This window comes from Pseudomonas sp. KH_027 (genome assembly GCF_057838565.1).
In genome coordinates, this window is record NZ_CM174470.1 from 1754644 (window position 1) to 1776194 (window position 21551).

The 21551-nt window shown below is 60.6% G+C and carries 20 protein-coding genes and 1 pseudogene; 12 read left to right on the forward strand and 9 right to left on the reverse strand.

Annotation, left to right across the window (positions count from 1 at the left end; all coding sequences use genetic code 11):
- Positions 1–16: 16 nt before the first annotated feature.
- Both AC3IYG_RS08290 and AC3IYG_RS08295 read right to left on the reverse strand, forming a co-directional pair.
- On the reverse strand, positions 17–2527 hold the full coding sequence (locus tag AC3IYG_RS08290; protein WP_489313306.1) for a putative bifunctional diguanylate cyclase/phosphodiesterase: 2511 nt from the start codon (positions 2525–2527) through the stop codon (positions 17–19).
- A gap of 1045 nt (positions 2528–3572) precedes the next feature.
- Positions 3573–3947, reverse strand: coding sequence for a thiol-disulfide oxidoreductase DCC family protein (locus tag AC3IYG_RS08295; RefSeq protein WP_489313307.1), 375 nt, complete (start codon positions 3945–3947; stop codon positions 3573–3575).
- 83 nt (positions 3948–4030) lie between these two features.
- Between AC3IYG_RS08295 and AC3IYG_RS08300 the strand changes: the two are divergent.
- Positions 4031–4177, forward strand: a pseudogene (locus AC3IYG_RS08300) (IS5/IS1182 family transposase); the annotation flags it as partial.
- Between the two features lie 54 nt (positions 4178–4231).
- Here the strand turns inward: AC3IYG_RS08300 and AC3IYG_RS08305 are convergent.
- Positions 4232–5269: an AraC family transcriptional regulator gene (locus AC3IYG_RS08305; protein ID WP_489313308.1), complete on the reverse strand. Its 1038-nt coding sequence runs from the start codon at positions 5267–5269 to the stop codon at positions 4232–4234.
- Between the two features lie 112 nt (positions 5270–5381).
- Between AC3IYG_RS08305 and AC3IYG_RS08310 the strand changes: the two genes are divergently transcribed.
- The 9 genes from AC3IYG_RS08310 to AC3IYG_RS08350 all read left to right on the forward strand — a co-directional run bounded on the left by AC3IYG_RS08310 (position 5382) and on the right by AC3IYG_RS08350 (position 14589).
- A complete protein-coding gene (locus AC3IYG_RS08310; RefSeq protein ID WP_489313309.1) occupies positions 5382–6857 on the forward strand; it encodes a flavin-containing monooxygenase in 1476 nt (491 codons plus the stop codon).
- Positions 6841–7773, forward strand: coding sequence for an alpha/beta hydrolase (locus AC3IYG_RS08315; RefSeq protein ID WP_489313310.1), 933 nt, complete (start codon positions 6841–6843; stop codon positions 7771–7773). Before AC3IYG_RS08310 ends, AC3IYG_RS08315 begins: the two co-directional genes overlap by 17 nt.
- Before the next feature lies 1 nt (position 7774).
- A complete protein-coding gene (locus AC3IYG_RS08320; RefSeq protein WP_489313311.1) occupies positions 7775–8536 on the forward strand; it encodes an SDR family oxidoreductase in 762 nt (253 codons plus the stop codon).
- 315 nt (positions 8537–8851) lie between these two features.
- Positions 8852–9193: a ribonuclease E inhibitor RraB gene (locus AC3IYG_RS08325; protein WP_489313312.1), complete on the forward strand. Its 342-nt coding sequence runs from the start codon at positions 8852–8854 to the stop codon at positions 9191–9193.
- Between the two features lie 181 nt (positions 9194–9374).
- Complete coding sequence (locus tag AC3IYG_RS08330; RefSeq protein ID WP_489313313.1) at positions 9375–10082, forward strand: type 1 glutamine amidotransferase; 708 nt, start codon at positions 9375–9377, stop codon at positions 10080–10082.
- Between the two features lie 536 nt (positions 10083–10618).
- The gene (locus tag AC3IYG_RS08335) at positions 10619–12028 is read left to right on the forward strand and encodes a circularly permuted type 2 ATP-grasp protein (protein WP_489313314.1); all 1410 of its coding nucleotides are present in this window, start codon (positions 10619–10621) and stop codon (positions 12026–12028) included.
- Between the two features lie 2 nt (positions 12029–12030).
- Entirely contained in the window at positions 12031–12981 is a 951-nt protein-coding gene (locus AC3IYG_RS08340; RefSeq protein ID WP_489313315.1) for an alpha-E domain-containing protein, read from the forward strand.
- A complete protein-coding gene (locus tag AC3IYG_RS08345) occupies positions 12978–13775 on the forward strand; it encodes a transglutaminase family protein (RefSeq protein ID WP_489313316.1) in 798 nt (265 codons plus the stop codon). The genes AC3IYG_RS08340 and AC3IYG_RS08345 overlap by 4 nt, the downstream gene beginning before the upstream one ends.
- A gap of 79 nt (positions 13776–13854) precedes the next feature.
- Positions 13855–14589: a proteasome-type protease gene (locus AC3IYG_RS08350; protein ID WP_489313317.1), complete on the forward strand. Its 735-nt coding sequence runs from the start codon at positions 13855–13857 to the stop codon at positions 14587–14589.
- Positions 14590–14790: 201 nt separating this feature from the next.
- Here the strand turns inward: AC3IYG_RS08350 and AC3IYG_RS08355 are convergent, their stop codons facing one another.
- Both AC3IYG_RS08355 and AC3IYG_RS08360 read right to left on the reverse strand, forming a co-directional pair.
- Positions 14791–15591 (reverse strand): c-type cytochrome, encoded by an 801-nt coding sequence (locus AC3IYG_RS08355; RefSeq protein ID WP_489313318.1) that lies wholly within the window; start codon positions 15589–15591, stop codon positions 14791–14793.
- Between the two features lie 2 nt (positions 15592–15593).
- Positions 15594–15953 (reverse strand): rhodanese-like domain-containing protein, encoded by a 360-nt coding sequence (locus AC3IYG_RS08360; protein WP_489313319.1) that lies wholly within the window; start codon positions 15951–15953, stop codon positions 15594–15596.
- A gap of 777 nt (positions 15954–16730) precedes the next feature.
- On the opposite strand from AC3IYG_RS08360, the gene AC3IYG_RS08365 reads away from it, so the two are divergent.
- Both AC3IYG_RS08365 and AC3IYG_RS08370 read left to right on the forward strand, forming a co-directional pair.
- Positions 16731–17936, forward strand: coding sequence for an acetyl-CoA C-acetyltransferase (locus AC3IYG_RS08365; protein WP_489313320.1), 1206 nt, complete (start codon positions 16731–16733; stop codon positions 17934–17936).
- Positions 17937–18095: 159 nt separating this feature from the next.
- Positions 18096–20240, forward strand: coding sequence for a 3-hydroxyacyl-CoA dehydrogenase NAD-binding domain-containing protein (locus AC3IYG_RS08370; protein WP_489313321.1), 2145 nt, complete (start codon positions 18096–18098; stop codon positions 20238–20240).
- A gap of 122 nt (positions 20241–20362) precedes the next feature.
- Here the strand turns inward: AC3IYG_RS08370 and AC3IYG_RS08375 are convergent, their stop codons facing one another.
- From AC3IYG_RS08375 to AC3IYG_RS08390, 4 genes are all read right to left on the reverse strand, one after another.
- Positions 20363–20602, reverse strand: coding sequence for a hypothetical protein (locus AC3IYG_RS08375; protein WP_489313322.1), 240 nt, complete (start codon positions 20600–20602; stop codon positions 20363–20365).
- 42 nt (positions 20603–20644) lie between these two features.
- Complete coding sequence (locus tag AC3IYG_RS08380) at positions 20645–20827, reverse strand: hypothetical protein (RefSeq protein ID WP_489313323.1); 183 nt, start codon at positions 20825–20827, stop codon at positions 20645–20647.
- 217 nt (positions 20828–21044) lie between these two features.
- Positions 21045–21242, reverse strand: coding sequence for a type III secretion system co-regulatory protein PtrC (gene ptrC, locus AC3IYG_RS08385; RefSeq protein ID WP_489313324.1), 198 nt, complete (start codon positions 21240–21242; stop codon positions 21045–21047).
- 50 nt (positions 21243–21292) lie between these two features.
- Positions 21293–21430 (reverse strand): hypothetical protein, encoded by a 138-nt coding sequence (locus tag AC3IYG_RS08390; protein ID WP_489313325.1) that lies wholly within the window; start codon positions 21428–21430, stop codon positions 21293–21295.
- Positions 21431–21551 lie beyond the last annotated feature (121 nt).

The window sequence follows — 21551 nt, forward strand, 5'->3', positions numbered from 1 at the left end:
CCAGGTACCTACGAAATTAAGGCGATTTAGTCTTGGTCCGTGGAAACTCAGTGCATGCCATAAATCTTTCGTGAACATACTCCTCAAATTGTTCGGCTGGCAGTGGCGGGGAAAACAGGAAGCCCTGGTAGGCCAGGCAGCCATGCTTGACCAGAAAAGTGCGCTGCGCCTCTGTCTCCACACCTTCTGCAATCACCGCAAGCCCCAGTATCTGGCTCAGGCTCACAATCGCGCAGGCGATGGCGGCGTCGTTGGGATCAACCAGCACATCTCTGATGAAGGACTGGTCGATCTTGAGTTGATCCAACGGAAGGCTTTTCAGGTATGAGAGTGACGAGTAGCCGGTTCCGAAATCATCCAGCGAAAGGCCTATGCCGATCTCTTTTAACTCGATCATTTTGGCGACGGTACCTTCCATATCCTCTATCAGCAGGCCTTCGGTCAGTTCCAGTTTCAATTTCTTCGGATCGGCACCCGTGTTTCTCAGTACTTGCAGCACCTCCTCGACGAAGTCCGGATGGTGAAACTGGCGGGCGCTGACATTCACGGCCATACCCAGCCGGGTGGTTTCCGGATGCTTTGCCCAGGCAACCAGCTGAGCGCAGGCGGTCTGCAGCGCCCAGCGGCCTAACGGCAGAATCAGCCCCGTTTCCTCTGCCAATGGAATGAACTCGCCTGGAAATACGACCCCGCGCTCAGGATGCTGCCATCTCATCAGTGCCTCTGCGCCTATGATACGGCCCTCACTATTCACCTGCGGCTGGAAATGAAGAAGGAACTCCTTGTCCTGCAAGCCTTGGCGCAAGTCTACTTCCAGTCTGGCGCGTGCCGTGGCAATCGCCTGCATTTCCGGATCGAAGAAGCGCATGGTATTGCGGCCCGCCGCCTTGGCGCGATACATCGCCAGGTCGGCGCGCTTCATAATATCGTCCACTGTGCTCAGCTGCCCCTGGAACAGCGCAATGCCGAGGCTGGGGGTGCTGTGGTGCTCATATCCATCCAGCGGGTAGGAAATGTTCAGAGAGTTGAGAATCTTTTCGCCAATAGCCTTGGCCTGGATAGCGGCTTCTGGAGGATTCTCATTGAGGCCATCCAGCAGGACCACGAATTCATCTCCGCCCAGGCGAGCCACGGTATCGCTCTCGCGTATGCAGCCGCAAAGGCGCAGAGCAACTTGCTGAAGCAACATGTCGCCTCTGTCATGCCCCAGCGTGTCGTTCAGTGCCTTGAAGTTATCCAGGTCAATGAGAATTATTGCGCTCGTATACAGATTACGGGAGCTGCCCGCCAGCAGATGCTGTAACCGGTCCAACATGAGTCGCCTGTTGGCCAACCCGGTCAACTGATCGTAGAAGGCCAAACGCTGGACCTGTTGCTCAGCTGTCTTGCGGTGGGTGATGTCAGTATTGATCGACAGAACGGATTGCGGCTGGCCACCATCGTCTCGCACCAGGGTTCGATGACTTTCGAGCATAATGGTGCAGCCATCCCGGCGTCGAAGTGTAACTTCGCCCGCCCAGTCACCCGTTTCTATCAGGCTGTTAGTGGCCGCATTGAAAGCGGCGCTGCTCTGGTAAATCAACTCCTGTGCCGATTTGCCGAGTGCCTCTTCCTTTGACAGACCGTAGAGACGCTCGGCACTTTTGTTCCAGTACAGGATACGGTTATCCATCCCGTGAACGACAATGGCGTCCTGGGCCTTGTCCAGCAGCGATGCTTGCTGGCGGGCCTGCTTCTCGCTTTCGCGCAGCACTGCCAGATAACCTTCCCTTTCGGTTGCTTGCGACTCCATTTCGCGCCTGATCTTGCCCCCGTAGATAACGGCCGCACTGACCATCAGTAGCACGAATACCATAATCGCGTATTCGACCCGGCGCAGTTCTTCGACCGAAGCAAGCTCCTCCTCCAGGAGCTTGCTTTGAATCAGGCCAACGCGTTCCCGCACGGTACCGAGTGAAGCGAGCAACAGGGCAAACTTCCTGTCCATCGTTGCCATGCGCTTGCCGGCATTATCCGACTGCCCCTCCCTGAAGTAGGAAAATATCAGCAAGGCCTCGTTCACCATTTCGACCATCGCAGCATCAACTGCACCCACCTCATCCTTCAATGCAAGGGTAAAGGCTTGTATGTCTGCACTGTGTTCAGCTTCATTGGCGATCCGTACTTCCAACTGCTTTTTGGCCATTGCCAAATGCTCGTTGAAGGCGCGCAAGGCTTCACTCATGTTCCGCGATTCGGCTTCAACATCATGTGTATCGAACACATTATTGCCCGGCGCATTGACTGTGGAAGCCAGGCTGCCCAGCGTTGAATAGCTCGACAGCTGTTGGACCCATGACTGGTTTGCCTTGATGGAGCGGTGATAGGTATCGACGATCAGGTGATTCAACAGCACGCTCAGCACAACAACCAGCACGTCGAATCCCGCAAGAAAAAAATACATGCGGTGCCATTTGGTCGGGCGCGGCTTATTTGAACTGGTGGGTATGGCTTGCTTGGCGGCGCTTTTATTCCTGAAAGAATCCATTTCACAATCTCCAAACATAATCCTTCTAAATTGACCAACAAAAGCGATATCCGGAAACCAATTGACCTATTTTGCCGACACCTGAACCTGAGAACACACCGCACGTAGCATTAGCCGATCTCTTTCGCTGTTCTGGATTCACGTTGCTTTTCGTGAGTGAAACTCCTGAGACAAGCAATAGTTACCGGAGCTATACGTCTTATGTGTCACGCCAACCAACTATTCGACACCAAGCAATGCAGTTGGCAATGCTAATTTCATGGTGAAATTTTTAGCTTTCGGAAGCAGCCTCTTAACATTTCGCCGATTAAACGAAATCATTTTCATTTGTTGTGTTTAACATCATCGCTTCAGGTAATGATTCTCCTGGCTCTCCAGTGTAGAACTGAACGCCGACAATCACTTTTGCCAGAGGTTCTGTTCCTTTCAATTTCCTCAGCCCCGCTCAGCGCTTCTGGCGAGCATGAAGACCTTTGCCAGCATGTCTGGGGTGAGACATATCCCCGTGTTTCGCAGTGCCCAGCCGCACCGTAGCGAAAGTCGATTCGATCCTCAGTGATCCCAACAGAGCTAGTCCAAACCCTGCGCCTGCAGGTGCAGGGTTTGCTCCATTTCTTCCCGGGTGTCGTGGCGGATTTGCGCCCCTGAGCTGGATGCTTCACGCAGAATAGTCGGGTGACATCGAGCGCGTTGCGGGTCATTTCCGTGCAGCCTCCCGGACTGCCTGATCAGTCTCGACAGCAAACCAAGCATAGCTACTAATTTGCCATCACTCTGTTCACCGACTGCTCCACGTCGGTAGCAGCCCTCGATGATCGGCAACTTTCGGCCCAGAGCCGGGTTCTGAAAGCTAAGCAGAGCGACCCTAAGGTGGTCGATCTGGCCTCGAACACCCTAAAAATAGTTACTAACAGTAAGACGTTGAATTATGGGAACAAAATCAAAGCTAACGGTTAGTCAGGGGCCGGAAACAATGATCTACACCCACGTGCTCAATCGTGGTGGATGGGGACTGGTGAGCCCGTTGGATCGCTGAACCGACGCATCAAAGCCGCTCGCTTTGCCGCAGGCGGCGGAGCACCCAGTGTCGATAGCTCCAGGAGAGTATCGGCTTCAGCCCCGGCAGGCCGAGCAGCCAGGCCAGGGGTTTGAGGTGGCGGGTGCGTGTCAGCAGCAGGATATAGGCGTCCAGTTCGCGGTGGATGCGGCCCTGTTCGTCCTGTATGTGCAGTTCGGTCAGGGCCTGGTAGGGGTCGATACCGATGCGCCGCAACTCTTCGTCGCGCCCGCTGATATCCAGCCATTCCACCGCGTCGTCGCTATCGGTGCTGAATGCCTGGTAACGGCGCCGATCGGCGACGCAGCGCGGGCAGGCGCCGTCGTAGTAGACCTTGAGCTTGGCCATGGGGGTAGTGGTCAACTAATTCTGGACACTGGTTTAGGTTTATCCGGCCAGTGATTCTGTTTTTGCCGGCGTTCTGTATCCGTTGTAGCTGGGTGGCCGCTGCTGGTTGTAAGGCACGTAATCTGGCGGAGCGTTTCTTCCAAAAACTGAAGCAGTTCCGCCGTATCGCCACCCGATATGAGCGACTGGCAAGAAACTACCAGTCAATGCTGAGCCTTGTATCAGTCGTCACATGGCTGGCCTGATTGAGAGCACTCCTACTCGATTCGTACTGAACATGCCTATTGCGAGTCCTACAGCTATTGCTGCGTCCGGTACTGCCTCGGGGTCACGCCTTTCCAGCGTTTGAAGGCGTGGATAAAGTTGGAGACTTCGCCGTAACCCAGGCGTTCGGCGATTTCTTCCAGGGTCAGGCCGCCGGTGGCCAGCAGTTCTTCGGCCAGAGCCTGACGAACTTCCTCTTGCAGTTGGCGAAAGCTGCTGCCTTCTTCGCTCAAGCGGCGGCGCAGGGTGCGTGAGGTCATGTGCAACTCGTTGGCCAGGCGTTCCATATCCGCCTGTTGCCCGGGGTGGGCCAGCAGGCGGTCGCGGACGCGGCCACTGAGGCCGGCGCGCACGCGGCGTTTGGCCAGCAGGGCTTGGCACTGTTGTTCGCAATGCAGCGCCACCTGCGGGTTGGCGCCAGGGAGGGGGCGGTCGAGCAGGTGGCGGGCGAGGACGATGCGGTTTTCCGCGGCGTTGAAGCTTGGCGTCAGGCCGAACAACGCCTGGTAGGGCGCCAGATCATCGGGGGCGGGTATGCGAAAGCTGGCGCGCTTGAGTGGCAGGTGGGTATTGGTCAGGTCACGCTGGATGCCCATGACCCCGGCGGCGTCACGTTCGAGGATGAACGCGCGCAGGTCTTCGGGCACGTTGCGCGCGTCGAGCACCAGGTGCGCTTCATCGTCGATTTCCTCCAGGCGCATGCTGTGGAAGGCGTAGGTCAGGTCCAGGTAGCGCAGGCCCATGTGCGCCGCGCCACGAAAGGTCGAACTGCTGAGCATGGCAAAACCCCAGATGCCATAGGTATTGAGGTGGTAGCGCAGGCCGGCCTTGAGGCCGATGCCGGGCAGGTGGCCGAGGGCGCCGACCAGGTTGCGGATCAGGCTGAGTTCCTGCTCGGCGTCGATCTCCGCGCCGGGATCGGCCAGCAGCGCCAGGTCCAGGCCGGTGCCGGCCAGGCAGCATTCGAGCGAAAGCCCTTGGTCGAGGCCAAACTGAGTGAGCAGTTGCACGCTGATGGCACTGCGACGGGGCGGCCAGGTGTTGTGTGGGGTTTTCACTATCGTGTCCGACATGTCTGTCCGAATTTCACAATTGTTGGCCGACTATGCCATAACGATCCGGTGCGTGGCGCATTAGCATCTGTTTGGCGCTATTGCTGCGTTGAGAACCATCAGGGATACAACAATGAATAAAACATCCCCGTCGGCCACGCCTGTGCGTGTGCTGATCATCGGCTCCGGTTTCGGCGGCATGGGCTTGGCCATCCAGTTGCAGAAGGCCGGCATCGACGACTTCCTGTTACTGGAAAAGGCCGCCGAAGTCGGTGGCACCTGGCGCGATAACCGTTACCCCGGCGCCGCCTGCGACGTGCCATCGCACCTGTATTCGTTTTCCTTCGAGCCGAAAACCGACTGGTCGCGCAAGTTCGCCCCGCAGGCGGAGATTTTCGACTACCTCAAGCACTGTGCGGACAAGTACGACCTGCGGCGGAAGATCCGCTTCAATACGGAAGTGGCCGCTGCCGCGTTCGATGAGCCGAGCGGGCTGTGGCATGTCACCAGCGTCGCCGGCGAGCTGTTCACGGCCCAGGCGCTGGTCACCGCCTGCGGCCAGCTGAACCGCCCGCTTTATCCGCAAATACCAGGTTTGGAGAGGTTTCAGGGCGAGGCATTCCACTCGGCGCGCTGGAACCACGGCTACGATTTGCGCGGCAAACGGGTGGCGGTAATCGGCACCGGCGCCAGCGCGATTCAGTTCATCCCGGAAATCGCGCCGCAGGTGGCGCAGTTGCACCTGTTTCAGCGCTCGGCGGCGTATGTGATCGCCAAGCCCGATCGTGCTTATCGCCCCTGGGAGTTGGCCGTGATGCGCCGCTGGCCCGGGTTGCAGAAGTTCGATCGGCTGCTCAAGTACACCCAGCACGAGTCGCGGGTGTTGGCGTTTTCCACCTTCCCGTGGCTGATGCGGTTGATGAATTTCAGTTTCCGCCTGAACCTGGCGCGTGGCATCGAGGACCGGGGTTTGCGTCGCCAACTGGCCCCGGATTATCCGATGGGCTGCAAGCGCATCCTGATCTCCAACGACTACTACCCGGCCTTGGCGCGGGCGAACGTGGAGGTCGTCAGCGAGCGCATCAGCGCGGTGACGGAGCGGGGTGTGGTGACGGCCGATGGTCGTGAGCGCGAGGTGGATGCCCTCATCTACGGCACCGGCTTCACCGCCACGGATTTTCTCGCGCCGATGCGCGTCACCGGGCTTGGCGGGCGTGAGTTGAATCAGGTCTGGAAGGTGGGCGCCGAGGCCTACCTGGGTATCAGCGTCAGCGGCTTTCCCAATCTGTTTATCCTCTATGGGCCGAATACCAACCTGGGGCACAACTCCATCATTTACATGTTGGAGAGCCAGTTCCCCTATGTGTTGGCTTGCATCCAACGGCTCACCGCTCAGGGTTTGCGCTATCTGGATGTGAAGCCGGCGGTGCAACTGGCGTTCAACCAGCGCTTGCAGAAAGGGATCCATCACTCGATCTGGGAGCAGGGCTGCAGCAGTTGGTACAAGACAGCGGCCGGCAAGAACACCAATAATTGGCCCGGCTTCACCTTTACCTACCGGCAACACACCCGTGCCCCGGAGTTTGAGCGCTATGACTGCATTCGTTGAACTGGCGACCCGCCCACGGTTGGGCCAGCGCCTGCTGGCTGGGGTGTTGCGCGTCAGCCTGTACCTGTTGTTCCGCAGCCTGATCCGGCCGCCGATGCCGATTGCCGGGCAGCGTGCGATTCTCCGCGCACTTACCGCCGTGGCCATGACCCCGCGCGGTATCGAGCGCTCCGACGGCTTGCTGGGGGGTAGGGCTTGCGAGTGGCATCGGCCGGCGCAGGACACTGGCCGCGTGTTGCTGTATCTGCACGGTGGCGCTTACTTGATCGGCGCGCCGGCGACCCATCGCAGCATCACCAGCCATTTGGCCAAGCGCTGCGCCATGGCGGTCTGTGCGCTGGATTACCGGTTGGCCCCCGAGCACCCGTATCCGGCGGCGTTGGAAGATGCGCTGGCGGCTTATCAAGCCTTGCTCGCCCAGGGCTATGGGCCGCAGCAGATCGTGATCGGCGGCGATTCGGCAGGAGGCAACCTGAGCCTGATCGCCGTGCTGCGGCTCAAGCAACTGGGTCTGCCGCTGCCGGCCGCGTTGGTGTGCTTCTCGCCGTTGACGGATGCCAGCGGCAGCCAGCTGCATCAGCCGCCGGCCGGTGACCCCTTGCTGCACCCGGCCTGGATCCGGCAGGCGGCCGGGCTGTTTTGCCCAGCGGGCATGGATCGTCGTGATCCGTGCCTGTCGCCGGTGTATGCCGACCTGTCGGGGCTGCCGCCGCTGTTGATCCAGGTGGGGGAGGATGAGTTGCTGTTGAACGACAGCCTGCGCCTTGCCGAGCGCGCCAGGGCCGCTGGGGTGAAAGTCGAGTTGGAGCGCTATGCCGGCTTCTGGCATGTGTTCCAGGCCCATGCCGGCCTGCTCGATGTCGCCGACCTGGCCATCGGCCGGGTGGCGGGTTTTCTACGCAAATACGGGTGCTGAGATGGACACTGTGCTGATTACCGGTGCCGCCTCCGGCATTGGCGCCGCGACCGCGCGGCTGTTCCATGCCCAGGGTTGGACGGTTGGTTTGCTCGATATCGAGCATGCCGCACTCGCGGCCTTGGCTGCCGAGCTGGGTGGCGTCTGGCATGCCGAGCTGGACGTGGCCGACCTGGCCGCGGTGCAAGCCGCGCTGGCCGATTTCAGCGCGTTGCACAATGGCCAACTGCGTCTGTTGTTCAACTGCGCGGGTGTCCTCACCTGTGGCTATTTCGAACAGATCGCTATGGCCGAGCACGCCCGGATCATGCAGATCAATGTGATCGGCCTGCTCAATATGACCCATGCGGCGTTCCCTTATCTGAAGGCCACGGCCAATGCCCAGGTGATCAACATGGGCTCGGCGTCGGGGCTGTATGGCGTGCCGCACCTGGCCAGTTACTCGGCCTCCAAGTTCGCGGTGCGCGGGCTGACCGAGGCACTGGAGCTGGAATGGCGCAAACATGGCATTCGGGTTGGCGATCTGATGCCGCCTTTCGTGCGCACGCCGATGGTCTCCGGCCAGCGCTTCGAGGCGCCGGTGATGCGTCGTTTGGGTGTCAATCTGCGTGCGGAAGATGTCGCGGCGGCGGTCTGGCAGCAGGCTCAGGGTGCGGCGGTGCATCGGCCGATCAGCCTGCAGTTCAAGTTGATGTACTGGTCGGGGCAATTCACTCCGCAGTGGCTCAGCCGCTGGATCATGGCCTGGCTGAGTCGCGAGTAGGGCGTCAGGCCAGGTCGTTCTGGCGGTGGGCGATGGCTTGGCCACCGCCGGTCGCCGCGTGTGCCACAAGTTGTCTCGCGGGCCAGCAGACCTGGCCCGAAAGCACTACCCTGCAAAAGACGGTTCTCGGCATTGGTTCCAAATGCCCGCCGTCGGCCGGGCCTCACAAGGTTTGGCGAGTGCCACATCAAGCAGCTACATGCTTGATCCTCGGGCGACATGGCTGACAAGCCGGTCGCGACGCCAGCGCGGTTGAGTTGGCAGCAGCAATGGGAAAGCGGTCTATCCATCCATCGCTTGAGAGGGGGTCGCTTCATGAGCACAGCCTTGCACAATGACGTCAGCAGCAATGTTCTGCGCCGTATGAAAGAGGGCGGTTTCGATTTCGCCCGTATTCATCCAATCGAGTTCTACGCCATATTCCCTGACGAGGAGCGGGCCCGTATGGCGGCCAAGAACTTTCGCACCGAGTCGTTGAACGCCCAGGTGACCGCGCGGGATGACGGCGCCTGGCACCTACTGATCAGCAAAGTGATGTATGCCACCTACGACGGCATCGGCGACTTCGAGCAGGACCTGGAGTTGGTGGTCGAACCGCTCGGCGGCGTTCTCGATGGCTGGGGCGTTACCCAGGAGATCAAAGGGCTGCGCGTTTAAGGCCAGCCTTGGCCAGAATGCACCGGCTGACCGCGAGGTTGGTCGGTGTTACCGAATCCCCGGTCAAACAGGCTGCAAGAGCCTGAGCTGGGGTTTTCATTCGACCTGAAAATCAGACATTTCCTTTACTCGACCTCGGCACGGGGTTTGCGTCAGACTGAGAAAAAGAGGTAGTTCAGTCATGACCGATATCCTGATTCTCACCCACATCGATTATTGTCCTGCGGGCCATTTGGCCCGTGTGCTGGATGAGCAACAGCTCGACTTCCAGGTGTTGCGCGCCGATTTGGGCGAGTTGCAAGGCTATGATCTCGACCGGCCAAAGGCCGTGGCGATCATGGGCGGGCCGATGAGCGTGAATGATCCATTGCCCTGGATTGGGGCGGAGATTGCCGCCTTGCGGCACTTTATCCAGCGCGACATTCCGCTGATCGGTCATTGTCTGGGCGGCCAGTTGCTGGCCAAGGCCTTGGGCGCCTCGGTTCACCGTATGCCGTACAGCGAAATCGGTTGGCAACCGGTCTGGCAGTCGGGTCAGGAGCCAGGCAACCCTTGGCTGGCGCATCTGCCGGAGGAGTTCCCGGTTTATCAGTGGCATGGCGATACCTTCGACCTGCCTGTGGGGGCACAGCGCCTGTTGTCCAGCCCGTGGTGCCCGAACCAGGCATTTGCCTGGGGCGATAAGGTGCTGGCATTGCAAGGTCACCCGGAAATGACCGAAGAGTTGGTACGCCAGTGGTTGACCGACTGGGCGCATCTGCTCGATGAAACCCAGCCGAGCCAGCAACCCCGCAGACAGATGCTCGACCAGTTGTCCGCGAAGGTGGTGGCGCTGAACCAAGTGGCCGAGGGGTTTTATCGGCATTGGTTGAAGCTGGCGTTCGCTTGAAGCACAGCCACCAACCTTGACGTAAGCGACCGGGCTGCGCCTTCCCGTTGGCGCCAGCCTGCTCGCGAAACCCTTCTCCTATGAGTGCCGAGAGCACGCCGGCTCCTACCGTCATGGGTGTGCCACCCAGGCTGCGGTTGGCGAATTTCCCTCTGTGTGACAGCCGGCAACGCAGCTCTCTCGCCAAAAAAAAACCGCCTTGTGGGCGGCCTGGCACACGTGGCCAAAAGGGGAGGATCGGCCAAGGGCGAGGGGCGTCGCCTGGCCTGGTGAGTCTTGCGCGTTCACGCTGCGTAGCCGCGCCGATAGACTGAAATCAACCTCCGCCTCTACCCATCCTGGGTGAGCAAGTGTTACATCTGTTGCAGCGTCTGTTGCGACGCGATGGGGCGTGATGAGCCAACTCAACTACGGCATTGCTCCGTATTGGTGCGCCCTGTGTTCACTGATTCTGTAACGCGTTGATTTGTATTGGATAAGCCCTCTGGCTCGGGCTTTGCAATGCTCTGGTGAGTCCGGGTGACAAGGAGTACGGCATGACCCGCACCTTTTACGACGAGATGTACGACGCGAACGGCGAATGCCGTCCGCACTACCGGGAGTTCGCCCGCTGGCTGGCGGATACCCCGGATGAACTGCTGGCCCAGCGCCGCAGAGAGGCTGACCTGCTGTTCCATCGGGCCGGCATAACCTTCACCCTTTATGGCGATGATCAGGGTACCGAACGGCTGATTCCCTTCGACATCATTCCGCGCAGCATTCCCGCCAGCGAATGGCGCATTGTCGAGCGTGGCTGCATCCAGCGGGTGCAGGCTCTGAACATGTTCCTCGCCGACATCTACCACAACCAGCGCATCATCAAGGCCGGGATCATCCCCGCCGAACAGGTGCTGGCCAACGAGGGCTATCAACTGGCGATGCAGGGGCTCAATCTGCACCGCGATCTGTATGCGCATATCTCCGGCGTTGACCTGGTACGTGACGGCGACGGCAGTTACTACGTGCTGGAAGACAACTTGCGCACCCCGAGCGGTGTCAGCTACATGCTCGAAGACCGCAAGATGATGATGCGGCTGTTCCCCGAACTGTTCGCCGCCCAGCGTGTTGCACCAATCGGTCACTACCCGAACCTGCTGCTGGATACCTTGAAAAGCTCCAGCCCGCTGGACAATCCCAACGTCGTGGTACTCACGCCGGGACGTTTCAACAGCGCCTATTTCGAGCATGCCTTTCTTGCCCGCGAGATGGGCGTTGAGCTGGTCGAGGGTGCGGATCTGTTCGTGCGCGACGACAAGCTCTACATGCGTACCACCGCTGGCGCCAAGCAGGTCGATGTGATCTACCGCCGCCTCGACGATGCCTTCCTCGACCCGTTGGCCTTCAACCCGGATTCCATGCTCGGCGTGCCGGGGCTGCTCTCGACCTATCGCTCCGGCAACGTGGTACTGGCCAACGCCATCGGCACCGGCGTGGCGGACGACAAGTCGATTTACCCTTACGTCGACGAGATGATCCGCTTCTACCTGGACGAAGAGCCGATCCTGAAAAACGTGCCGACCTGGCAGTGCCGCAAGCCTGAAGAGTTGTCCCATGTGCTGGCGAACCTGTCGGAGTTGGTGGTCAAGGAAACCCAGGGCTCCGGCGGCTATGGCATGTTGGTCGGGCCGGCGGCGAGCAAGGCGGAAATCGAAACCTTCCGCGCGCGCTTGATCGCCAAGCCGGAGGCCTATATCGCCCAGCCGACCCTGTGCCTGTCGACCTGTCCGACCTTTGTCGAGAACGGCATCGCCCCACGGCATATCGACCTGCGCCCGTTTGTTCTGTCCGGCAAGGAAACCCGCATCGTCCCCGGTGGCCTGACGCGTGTCGCGCTGCGCGAAGGTTCGCTGGTGGTCAACTCGTCGCAAGGCGGCGGTACCAAGGACACCTGGGTGGTGGAGGACTAACCATGCTGAGTCGTACTGCCTCTGACCTGTACTGGATGTCGCGCTATCTGGAGCGCGCTGAAAACCTCGCGCGGATGCTCGAGGTCAGTTATTCGTTGTCGTTGATGCCGCAGGATGGACGCGGCGATGGCCTGGAAGAACTGGCGTTGCCGCTGCTGATCACCGGCACCCTGGACGAGTACCTGGAACGCCACGGCCCGTTGCACGCCGAGCGCATGTTGCATTTCTTTGCCCTCGATGCCGATAACCCCGCGAGTATCTATTGCTGCCTGCAGGCGGCGCGCACCAATGCGCATGCTGTTCGTGGGCGCATCACGGCGGACATGTGGGAGAACATCAACGCCACCTGGCTGGAGATCCGCGGCATTGCCGAGCAGGGGCTCGGGCGCTATGGAATCAGTCGTTTCTGCGAGTGGGCCAAGGAGCGTTCGCACCTGTTCCGTGGCGCCACGTTCGGCACCATCATGCGTGGCGATCCGTATCGCTTCATCCGCCTCGGAACCTTTATCGAGCGGGCCGACAACACCTTGCGCCTGCTCGATGCGCGCTACGAAATGCTCGGTGAGGATATCGACGAAAACGATGGTCGCCCGGCCCGCAGCTACTACCAGTGGACCGCACTGCTGCGCGCACTGTCTTCGTTCGAGGCCTTCGCCGAGATCTATCGGGGTTCGCCCGGTACGCGCAAAGTTTCGGAACTGTTGCTGTTGCGTCCCGATGTGCCGCGCTCGTTACGCGCCTGCATGGATGAGCTGAACCTGATGCTCTCCAGCCTGCCGGGCGAGAACGGTCGCCCGGCCCAGCGCCTGGCGGCGGAGCTGGAGGCGCGGTTGCGCTACACCAGCATCAACGAAGTTCTGGATGAGGGCCTGCACGGCTGGCTCACCGATTTCATCCTGCTGGTTCGCCAGCTTGGCCAAGCCATTCAATCGTCATACCTGGAGGTCGCATGAGACTGTCCATTAGCCACGACACTACCTACCACTACGAAGATCAGGTGCGTACCAGCATCCAGTACCTGCGCATGACGCCCCATGACAGCGAGCGACAGCAGGTGCTCAGCTGGGCGCTCAACCTGCCGCGCCCGGTGCGCGCGCAGATCGATCCGTACGGCAATATCCTGCATGTGCTGACCATGGACGAGCCCCATGAATCGATCGTCATCGGTGCCCGTGGCCAGGTTGAAATCGATGAGCGGCGCGAGGCCGAGCACGAGAGCCAGTCGGCCTTGCCGTTTCTACGCGTTACCCGCTTGACCGAGCCGGATCAGGCACTGCGCGAGTTCGCCAAACAGCAATGCAAGGCGCGCCGCGACCGTACCGGCTTGATCGATCTGATGCACGCCTTGAGCGCGCACATCAGCTACCAGCCGGATAGCACGGCGGTCGATACCTGTGCGGCCGAAGCGTTCGCCGGGCGTCAGGGCGTGTGCCAGGATCATGCCCACGCCTTTATCGCCTGCACCCGCAGCCTGGGGATTCCGGCACGCTATGTGTCCGGCTACCTGTACACCGACAGCAGCGACCACCTGGCAAGCCACGCCTGGGCCGAAGCCTGGCTGGATGATGCCTGGTACAGCTTCGATGTGACCAACTGCCTGGTCAAACCCGAGCGGCACCTGAAGCTGGCAATCGGTCTGGACTACCTGGATGCCTGCCCGGTGCGCGGTATGCGCCGCGGCGGTGGCGTCGAACAAATGCATGCGCATGTGGAAGTTTCCCCGCTGTTACGTGTCCAACAGCAATAGGACTGCGATAGCAGGATATTCACGTCGCCCGGTGCGGTGTTTTCCACTGCCCCGGGCGCATTTGTTTTATGGGTGAGAGATGACGTATTGCGTTGCCATGAACCTGTCGGAAGGGCTGCTGTTCGTGTCGGATTCGCGGACCAATGCCGGGGTCGATCACATCGCCACCTTTCGCAAGTTGCATATCTTCGGCGTGCCGGGCGAGCGCCTGATCGTGCTGCAGAGCGCCGGCAGCCTGGCGACCTCGCAATCGGTTATCAGCCTGCTGCGCCAGCGTCTGAATGGTGAGGGCCTGCACCTGAACAATGTGTTGAACCTGTTCGCCGCCGCCACCTTGCTGGGCGATACCGTGCGCGAAGTGCTGGCCCGCGATGGCAATACACCGCTGACCCAGGGGATCGATCTGAGCTGTTCGTTTCTGCTCGGTGGGCAGATCTACGGCCAGGCTCCGGAGCTTTACAATCTCTATCCGCAGGGCAATTTCATCGCCTCTTCCGTGGACACGCCGTACTTCCAGATCGGTGAAAGCAAATACGGTAAGCCGATCCTCGACCGGGCGCTGAACCACGAAACGGGCTTGGAACAGGCATTGCGCTGTGCATTGGTTTCCTTCGACTCGACCATTCGCAGCAACCTCTCGGTAGGTATGCCGCTGGACTTGCTGGTGTACCGCACCAACAGTCTGGAGGTGCCGACAGGTTTTCGGGTTGAAGAGGGCGATGCCTATTTCGAGGGGATTCGCCAGCAGTGGTCAGGCGGCTTGAGCGAGTTGCTCAGCCAATTGCCACCGCCGCCAGGAGATTACTGGGGCTAGCCGCTACGAAGCCCGGTAGTGGCTGGTGTGGGAGCGATTTTGATCGTCCCCACGTCCGCATGGGTATGCAGCCAGGCGCTCCGCGTCTGATCGCCGCGCAGGCAGAGCGTCCAGAGCGGGGTTGCCGTGCGGCTGGGAATAGTCTGAAGAAGGCCATGGCCCTCAGCGTCATAGGGATAGGGGCCGCTAGATAGGCAACCCTCAACCACCTTTCACTTTGCGCCCAGCCATATGGCGCAGGTAGGCGAGCAGCCGGTTCAACTCGCTGTCGCTCAACACCTCCTGGCTGAATCCCGGCATCTTGCCCTGGGGCCAGCGCCGCATGCCCTGCGGGTCGCGGATGTACTGTTCAAGGAAGTCGCCGCTGAAATACTCGGTCGGGTTATGCGGAATATTCAGGTCGGGGCCGAACTGCGAATCGCCCGCCGCGTTCAAGCGATGGCAAGCCATGCAGTTTTTCTGGAACAGCGCAAAGCCGCTCTGCACGTCGGCGCTGGCCGTGGCGGCCGGCAACAGTGCCGGGAAGCGTGTGGCCACTGACGCGAGCCGGCGAACCTTGGCGACCTGGAATGGCCACTGTTCCGGGCCGATATTGGCTGCGTGCGGGTCGCTCCAGACCAGGTAGAACGGCCCGGCGCTCGGTTTGCCTGCGGCCAATGCCGGCCAGGGCTGGGTCGGGTCTTCCACGGCCAGCCAAGCACGGCTGCCGACCTTGCTCAGCAGCAGGACCGCCGGCAGTTCGGCGGCGAAGCCATCCAGCGCCACCGCTTGCAGATGATCGCCCGGCTGCACGCCGGTGAGCAGCGCCGCCAGTGGCACAGCGCGGTAGCTCATGGCGCGCTTGTAGCTGACGTCATCGGCAATCTCGACCTGCTGCGCCTGTGGATGGGCGAGCAGCTCGGCCGTGCTCCAACTGTGGCTGCCGGCGGGCAGTTCCAGAACCAGTTCGGCGGCGTGCAACGGGCTGACGGCGGTCAACAGGGCAAGAAGCAGTGCGCGCATCTTTACGGGTTACCCACTAAAGCGGTTTTCAAATCCTGGTAACCGCCGGCGTTGATCACCTGGGTATAACCGAGCTTCTTCAGCTCGTCCTGGGCGATGCCCGAGCGGCGGCCACTGCGGCAATAAAGGACGATGGGGGCGTTCTTATCAGCGCTAAGGCTGGCGATCTGCGTGCCGATCTGCTCATGACCGATGCGGATGGCGCCGGGCAGGGCGCCCACGGCGAACTCCTCGGCGGTGCGCACATCGATCAAAAGCGTTTTCGGTTCTGCCAGTGCCTGTACGGCCGCTACCCGGTCGACTTCCTCGGCGGCGGCAGAGAGGTTGAAGAGCAAGGCAAAGCCTGCGAGTAGGGGACGCATGGAATTCTCCTCGGGCATGTCAATGACACCCTAGCAGAATGCCAGGGCTAGCCGTGCTGAGCCAGTATGGGGGCGGGTGCTGTTGTGCGTGCCACTGAGGTGGGTGATGGCCTGTTGCGTTTACCGGCAATGCCACCGCTGTGAGCGCGGTTTTGCCTGGGTTCCAGCCCGCGCTGCGTGGGCTGCCAAAGGCAGGGCGCAGCGGCTGGGACGGCTGAGGATCAACTGATAAGACGCGTCAGGTTGGGAATGATCAGAATGACGGTGGTGGCGAAGACAATCAGGCTGGCTTGGCGAATTTTTGTTTGTTTGAACATGGCATTCTGCCTTTTATTCTTGTGGGAATGGCGCCCCGGGACCCGCTCTAGGGTTTATCGGGAGGTGCGTCACGCCGGGGGTGAACGTATCGATCGTTCCGGCAAAGCCCCGCAACGACACCTTGCCCTTACAACTCTAGGGCCCGCATCACATATCGCTTAGATGACTTGGTACCAAGCAGCGCGCTGCTAGTAGTAGCCAGTTATGCCGGGCGCTGCGCCGTACGCAAGCAACCCTTGCGCCAGACACATTGCGCCGCGGTTAGCCGATGGCTGCGCAGCTATAGACCGTTCGTCTGAGCACAGCGGTCAATAGCCCTGAGCATTTCGGTCATTGAGCGCGCCACCCCTCGCGTTAAGGTGTACTGGCCAAACAAGAACAGGCGATTTCAGGTTGGCTGATGCGCATCCTGAGTTTACGCCGTTACCTATACCTCCTGACTGGAGGCCAGAGGACGCCATGACCGAAGCATTCATTTTCGACGCGGTGCGTACACCCCGCGGCAAAGGCAAGAAGGATGGCGCGCTGCACAGCGTCAAGCCCGTCAACCTGATCGCCGGCCTGCTCACTGCGCTGCAGGCGCGCAACCAGCTCGATACCAGCCAGGTCGATGACATTGTCCTGGGCTGCGTGACCCCGGTGGGCGATCAAGGCGCCGATATCGCCAAGACCGCGCCGATGGTGGCGAAGTGGGATGTAAGTGTTTCCGGCCTGCAGATCAATCGTTTCTGCGCCTCGGGCCTGGAAGCGATCAACCTCGGCGCGATGAAAATCCGTTCCGGTTTCGAAGACCTGGTGGTGGTCGGTGGCGTCGAGTCGATGTCCCGCGTGCCGATGGGTTCCGACGGCGGGGCCTGGGTCATGGACCCGGAAACCAACATCAGCAGCAACTTTGTGCCGCAGGGCATCGGCGCCGATCTGATCGCCACACTCGAAGGCTTCAGCCGTACCGACGTCGACTCCTTCGCCTTGCGCTCGCAGCAGAAAGCCGCTCGCGCCAGTGCCGATGGTTCGTTCAAGAAATCGCTGATTCCGGTCATCGACCAGAACGGCGTCGTCCTGCTCGACCATGACGAATTCATTCGGGGCGATTCGACCCTCGAAGGGCTTGGCTCGCTCAAGCCGAGTTTCGAGATGATGGGCCAGATGGGCTTCGACGCGACGGCGATCCGCCAGTACAGCCATGTCGAGCGTATCAACCATGTACACACGCCGGGCAACAGCTCGGGCATCGTCGATGGCGCCGCAGCCATGCTGATCGGTTCCGCGGCCAAGGGTAAGGAGCTGGGCCTCAAGCCGCGGGCGCGGATCGTCGCCACGGCGGTCACCAGTACCGACCCGACCATCATGCTCACCGGCCCGGCGCCGGCAACCCGCAAGGTGCTGGCCAAGGCCGGGCTGAGCGTGAACGACATCGACCTGTTCGAAGTGAACGAAGCCTTCGCCTCGGTGGTGATGAAGTTCATGAAGGACATGGGGGTGGCGGAAGACAAGGTCAACGTCAACGGCGGCTCCATCGCCATGGGCCACCCGCTGGGCGCTACCGGCTGCGCGATCCTCGGCACCCTGCTCGATGAGCTGGAGAAGCGCAACCTGCGCTACGGCCTCGCCACGCTGTGCGTGGGCGGCGGTATGGGTATCGCCACGATTATTGAACGAATCTAAGGAGCTTTCAGTGGCTGCTGCGCTTGATCAGGCTGTGTTGGAAATCGTCCGGGAATGCTCATTTACAGTTGTAAACTCCGCTTCCCAGCCGATTTCCGCCTTGCCTGATCTTCGCTCGCGACGCCCCTGAAGAGCTCCCCCACCTATGGGGTTATAAAAATGACTGACGCCATCCGTTACGAAAAAGGCCAGGACAATATCGTCGTCCTGACCATCGACATGCCCGGCCAGAGTGCCAACACCATGAACGCGGTGTACCGCGAAGCCATGGGCAATATCGTCGACCGCCTTGCGGCCGAAAAGGACTCGATCGCCGGGGTGATCATCGCGTCGGCGAAGAAGACCTTCTTCGCCGGTGGCGACTTGAACGAGTTGATCAAGGTCGGCAAAGCCGACGCCAATGATTTCTACCAGATGATCCTGCGCATCAAGGGCCAGCTGCGGCGCCTGGAAACCCTTGGCAAACCGGTGGTCGCGGCCATCAACGGCGCGGCGCTCGGCGGCGGCTGGGAAATCTGCCTGGCCTGCCATCACCGCATCGCCCTGGACAGCAGCAGCGTGCAACTCGGCCTGCCGGAAGTGACCCTGGGCCTGTTGCCTGGCGGTGGCGGCGTGGTGCGCATGGTGCGCATCCTCGGCCTGGAAAAGGCATTTCCCTACCTGCTCGAAGGCAAGAAAGTCCGCCCGCAGGAGGCGCTGAAAGCCGGCCTGATTCACGACATCGCCGCCAACGCCGACGAGATGCTGGCCAAGGCCCGCGCCTGGATCGCCGCCAATCCGACGGCGGTGCAACCCTGGGACGTGAAAGGCTACAAAATCCCCGGCGGCACACCGTCCAGCCCGAATGTGGCGCAGATGCTCGCCATCGCGCCGAGCGTGCTGCGCGACAAGACCAAGGGCTGCTTCCCGGCGCCGGAGAAAATCATGTGCGCGGCCGTGGAAGGCGCCCAGGTCGATTTCGACACCGCGCAGATCATCGAAGCGCGCTACTTCACTGAGCTGACCACCGGCCAGGTGGCGAAGAACATGATCGGGACCTTCTGGTTCCAGCTCAATGAAATCAACGCCGGTGGTTCGCGGCCCAAAGGCCCGGCACCCTACGTCACCCGCAAAGTCGGTGTGCTCGGCGCCGGCATGATGGGCGCGGGTATCGCTTACGTTTCGGCGCTTGCCGGTATCGAGGTGGTGTTGAAAGACATCTCCGTGGAGGCGGCCGAAAGGGGCAAGGCCTACTCCGCCAAGTTGCTGGAAAAGAAAGTTGTCCGCGGTCAACTCAGCGCCGAGAAGCGCGACGGCATCCTCGCGCTGATCAAGGCGACCGACTCCGATGCGGATTTCGCCGGTTGCGACCTGATCATCGAGGCGGTGTTCGAAGACCGCGAGCTGAAAGCCAAGGTCACCGCCGCCGCCGAGCGCAATGCGTTGAGCGATGCGGTGATCGCGTCCAACACCTCGACCTTGCCGATCACCGGCCTGGCCATGGCGGTGCAGCAGCAGGACAAGTTCATCGGCCTGCATTTCTTCAGCCCCGTGGACAAAATGCCGCTGGTGGAAATCATCAAGGGCGAGCGCACCAGCGACGAAACCCTGGCCCGTGGCTTCGATTATGTGATGCAGATCAAGAAGACCCCGATCGTGGTCACCGACAGCCGTGGCTTCTTCACCTCGCGGGTGTTCGGCACCTTCACCAACGAAGGCCTGGCCATGCTCGGCGAGGGGGTGAGCGCGGCGATGATCGAAACCGAAGCGCGTAAGGCCGGCATGCCGGTCGGCCCGCTGGCGATCTCCGATGAAGTCTCCATGAGCCTGATGACCCACATCCGCGCGCAGACCATCAAGGACCTGGAAGCGGAAGGCAAAACCATCGCCCAGCATCCGGCATTCGCGGTCATCGACCTGATGGTCAATGAGTTCAAGCGCCCGGGCAAAGCGGCCAATGGCGGCTTCTACGATTACCCGGCCAATGGCAAGAAACAGCTGTGGCCGGAGCTGAAAGCCCGCTTCGAGAAGCCGGATGCGCAAATCTCGCAGATCGATGTGCGCGACCGCATTCTGTTCATCCAGGCCATCGAAACCGTGCGTTGCGTGGAAGAGGGCGTGCTGCTCTCGACCGCCGATGCCAACATCGGTTCGGTCTTCGGTATCGGCTTTGCCGCCTGGACCGGAGGGGCGCTGCAGTTCATCAACCAGTATGGCTTGAAGGACTTCGTCGCCCGGGCGCAGTACTTGGCCGAACAGTATGGCGAGCGCTTCGAGCCGCCAGCGCTGTTGCTGGAAAAAGCCGCCAAAGGGCAGGCGTTCTGATCGCCTGAGTCGATGTGGTGAAAAGCCCTGAGCCCACAAGCAGGCTCGGGGCTCGGGATAAACCGGCTCCTCGTGAGCCGGTTTTTTATGCGCGGGTTTTTGCGTGCGGCGTGGGCGCTCAGCTAGCTGAGGCACTCGAGAATGAAGAGCCCGGCGAAAGCCATATCACGCTTGGCGGGAGGCGTGCCGGCGATTCTTTTCAGGGTTTCGTTCAGTTCGAGGTTGTGTGCGATCGAGTTGTTGCATTCTATGGTTCTGGCGACAGAGCCGACGGAGGCCTGCCCGATCCCAAGCAATGAGAAGCCATTGGTTATCACGGCCAGTGCGGCAAGGATCAACAGGTTCTTCTTTGGCAGCGTCATGGTGGTCCTTAGCCTCTGGCAGATCGTTCAAGGTGTACGGTTTCAGCTGTGCAGCAGCGCTTGGCTTATCCGGCTAATGAGCGAGACGGACAGCTCGGTAGCGACGGGCTTGGCCTGGGCGTTGTCATCACTCATGCTCAGGGTCAGCAGGGTGATGGCGCTGATCAGATACAGGCCAAGGCCGGCCAATGCGCCATTGCGTGCGTACTGGAGAGTGATGTTCATGGCCTTGCTCCGTGAAGGTGTTGAATGGCGTGGGCACAGCTTCTTTGATATCTAATCGATTAAAAAGCACATAAATTGCGGCTTATTGATCTGATTTATCGATGCTGTTGGGCGTGCTTGTGGGCGAAATCATGCCGCGCCAGGCAGTTGAATCGACCGCTTGGAGCCTGTGTGTGCTGGCCGTTTCTAAGACAGGCGGCTCAGCTAGGCGACAGTCTCAAAGGCTGCAACCGGCGTCCTGACCGCAGACCAGTTGGCTGATCGCCTGGCGCTCGCTCAGTTGCGTCGGCATTCTCAGGGTGACCAGCGCGCCATCCTGTAACTGAATGGCCAGTTCCGACTCGAAATGCAGTCCGCTGTGATCGAAGGTCGCATAGGTGACCCCATAAACGTTCTTGCCCGACTCGGTGTGCATGACGGCTCTCCCAAGAATCCATGCGCCGCGTTGTCGCGGCGTGTAGGTGGTTATTTGTTGGCGGGTTTCTTCTCGGCTTTATGCGGCGCCACAGGCGTCTTGTCGGCATTGCGATAGGCTTCGGCGTTGGCGTGGCTGACAAAAGCGGAGGCGGCAACCAGGCTGGCCATAGCGGCGAATTTGTTCATGCTGTGTTCCTCATGTGGCGGATGGGCTCGAGCCCGATGGCTGCATGATTGCCGAGCGCACTCTGAGGCAGAAGTGAATGGCCTTTATGGTGACTATCGAGCGCAGTGATAAGGGGGGCGG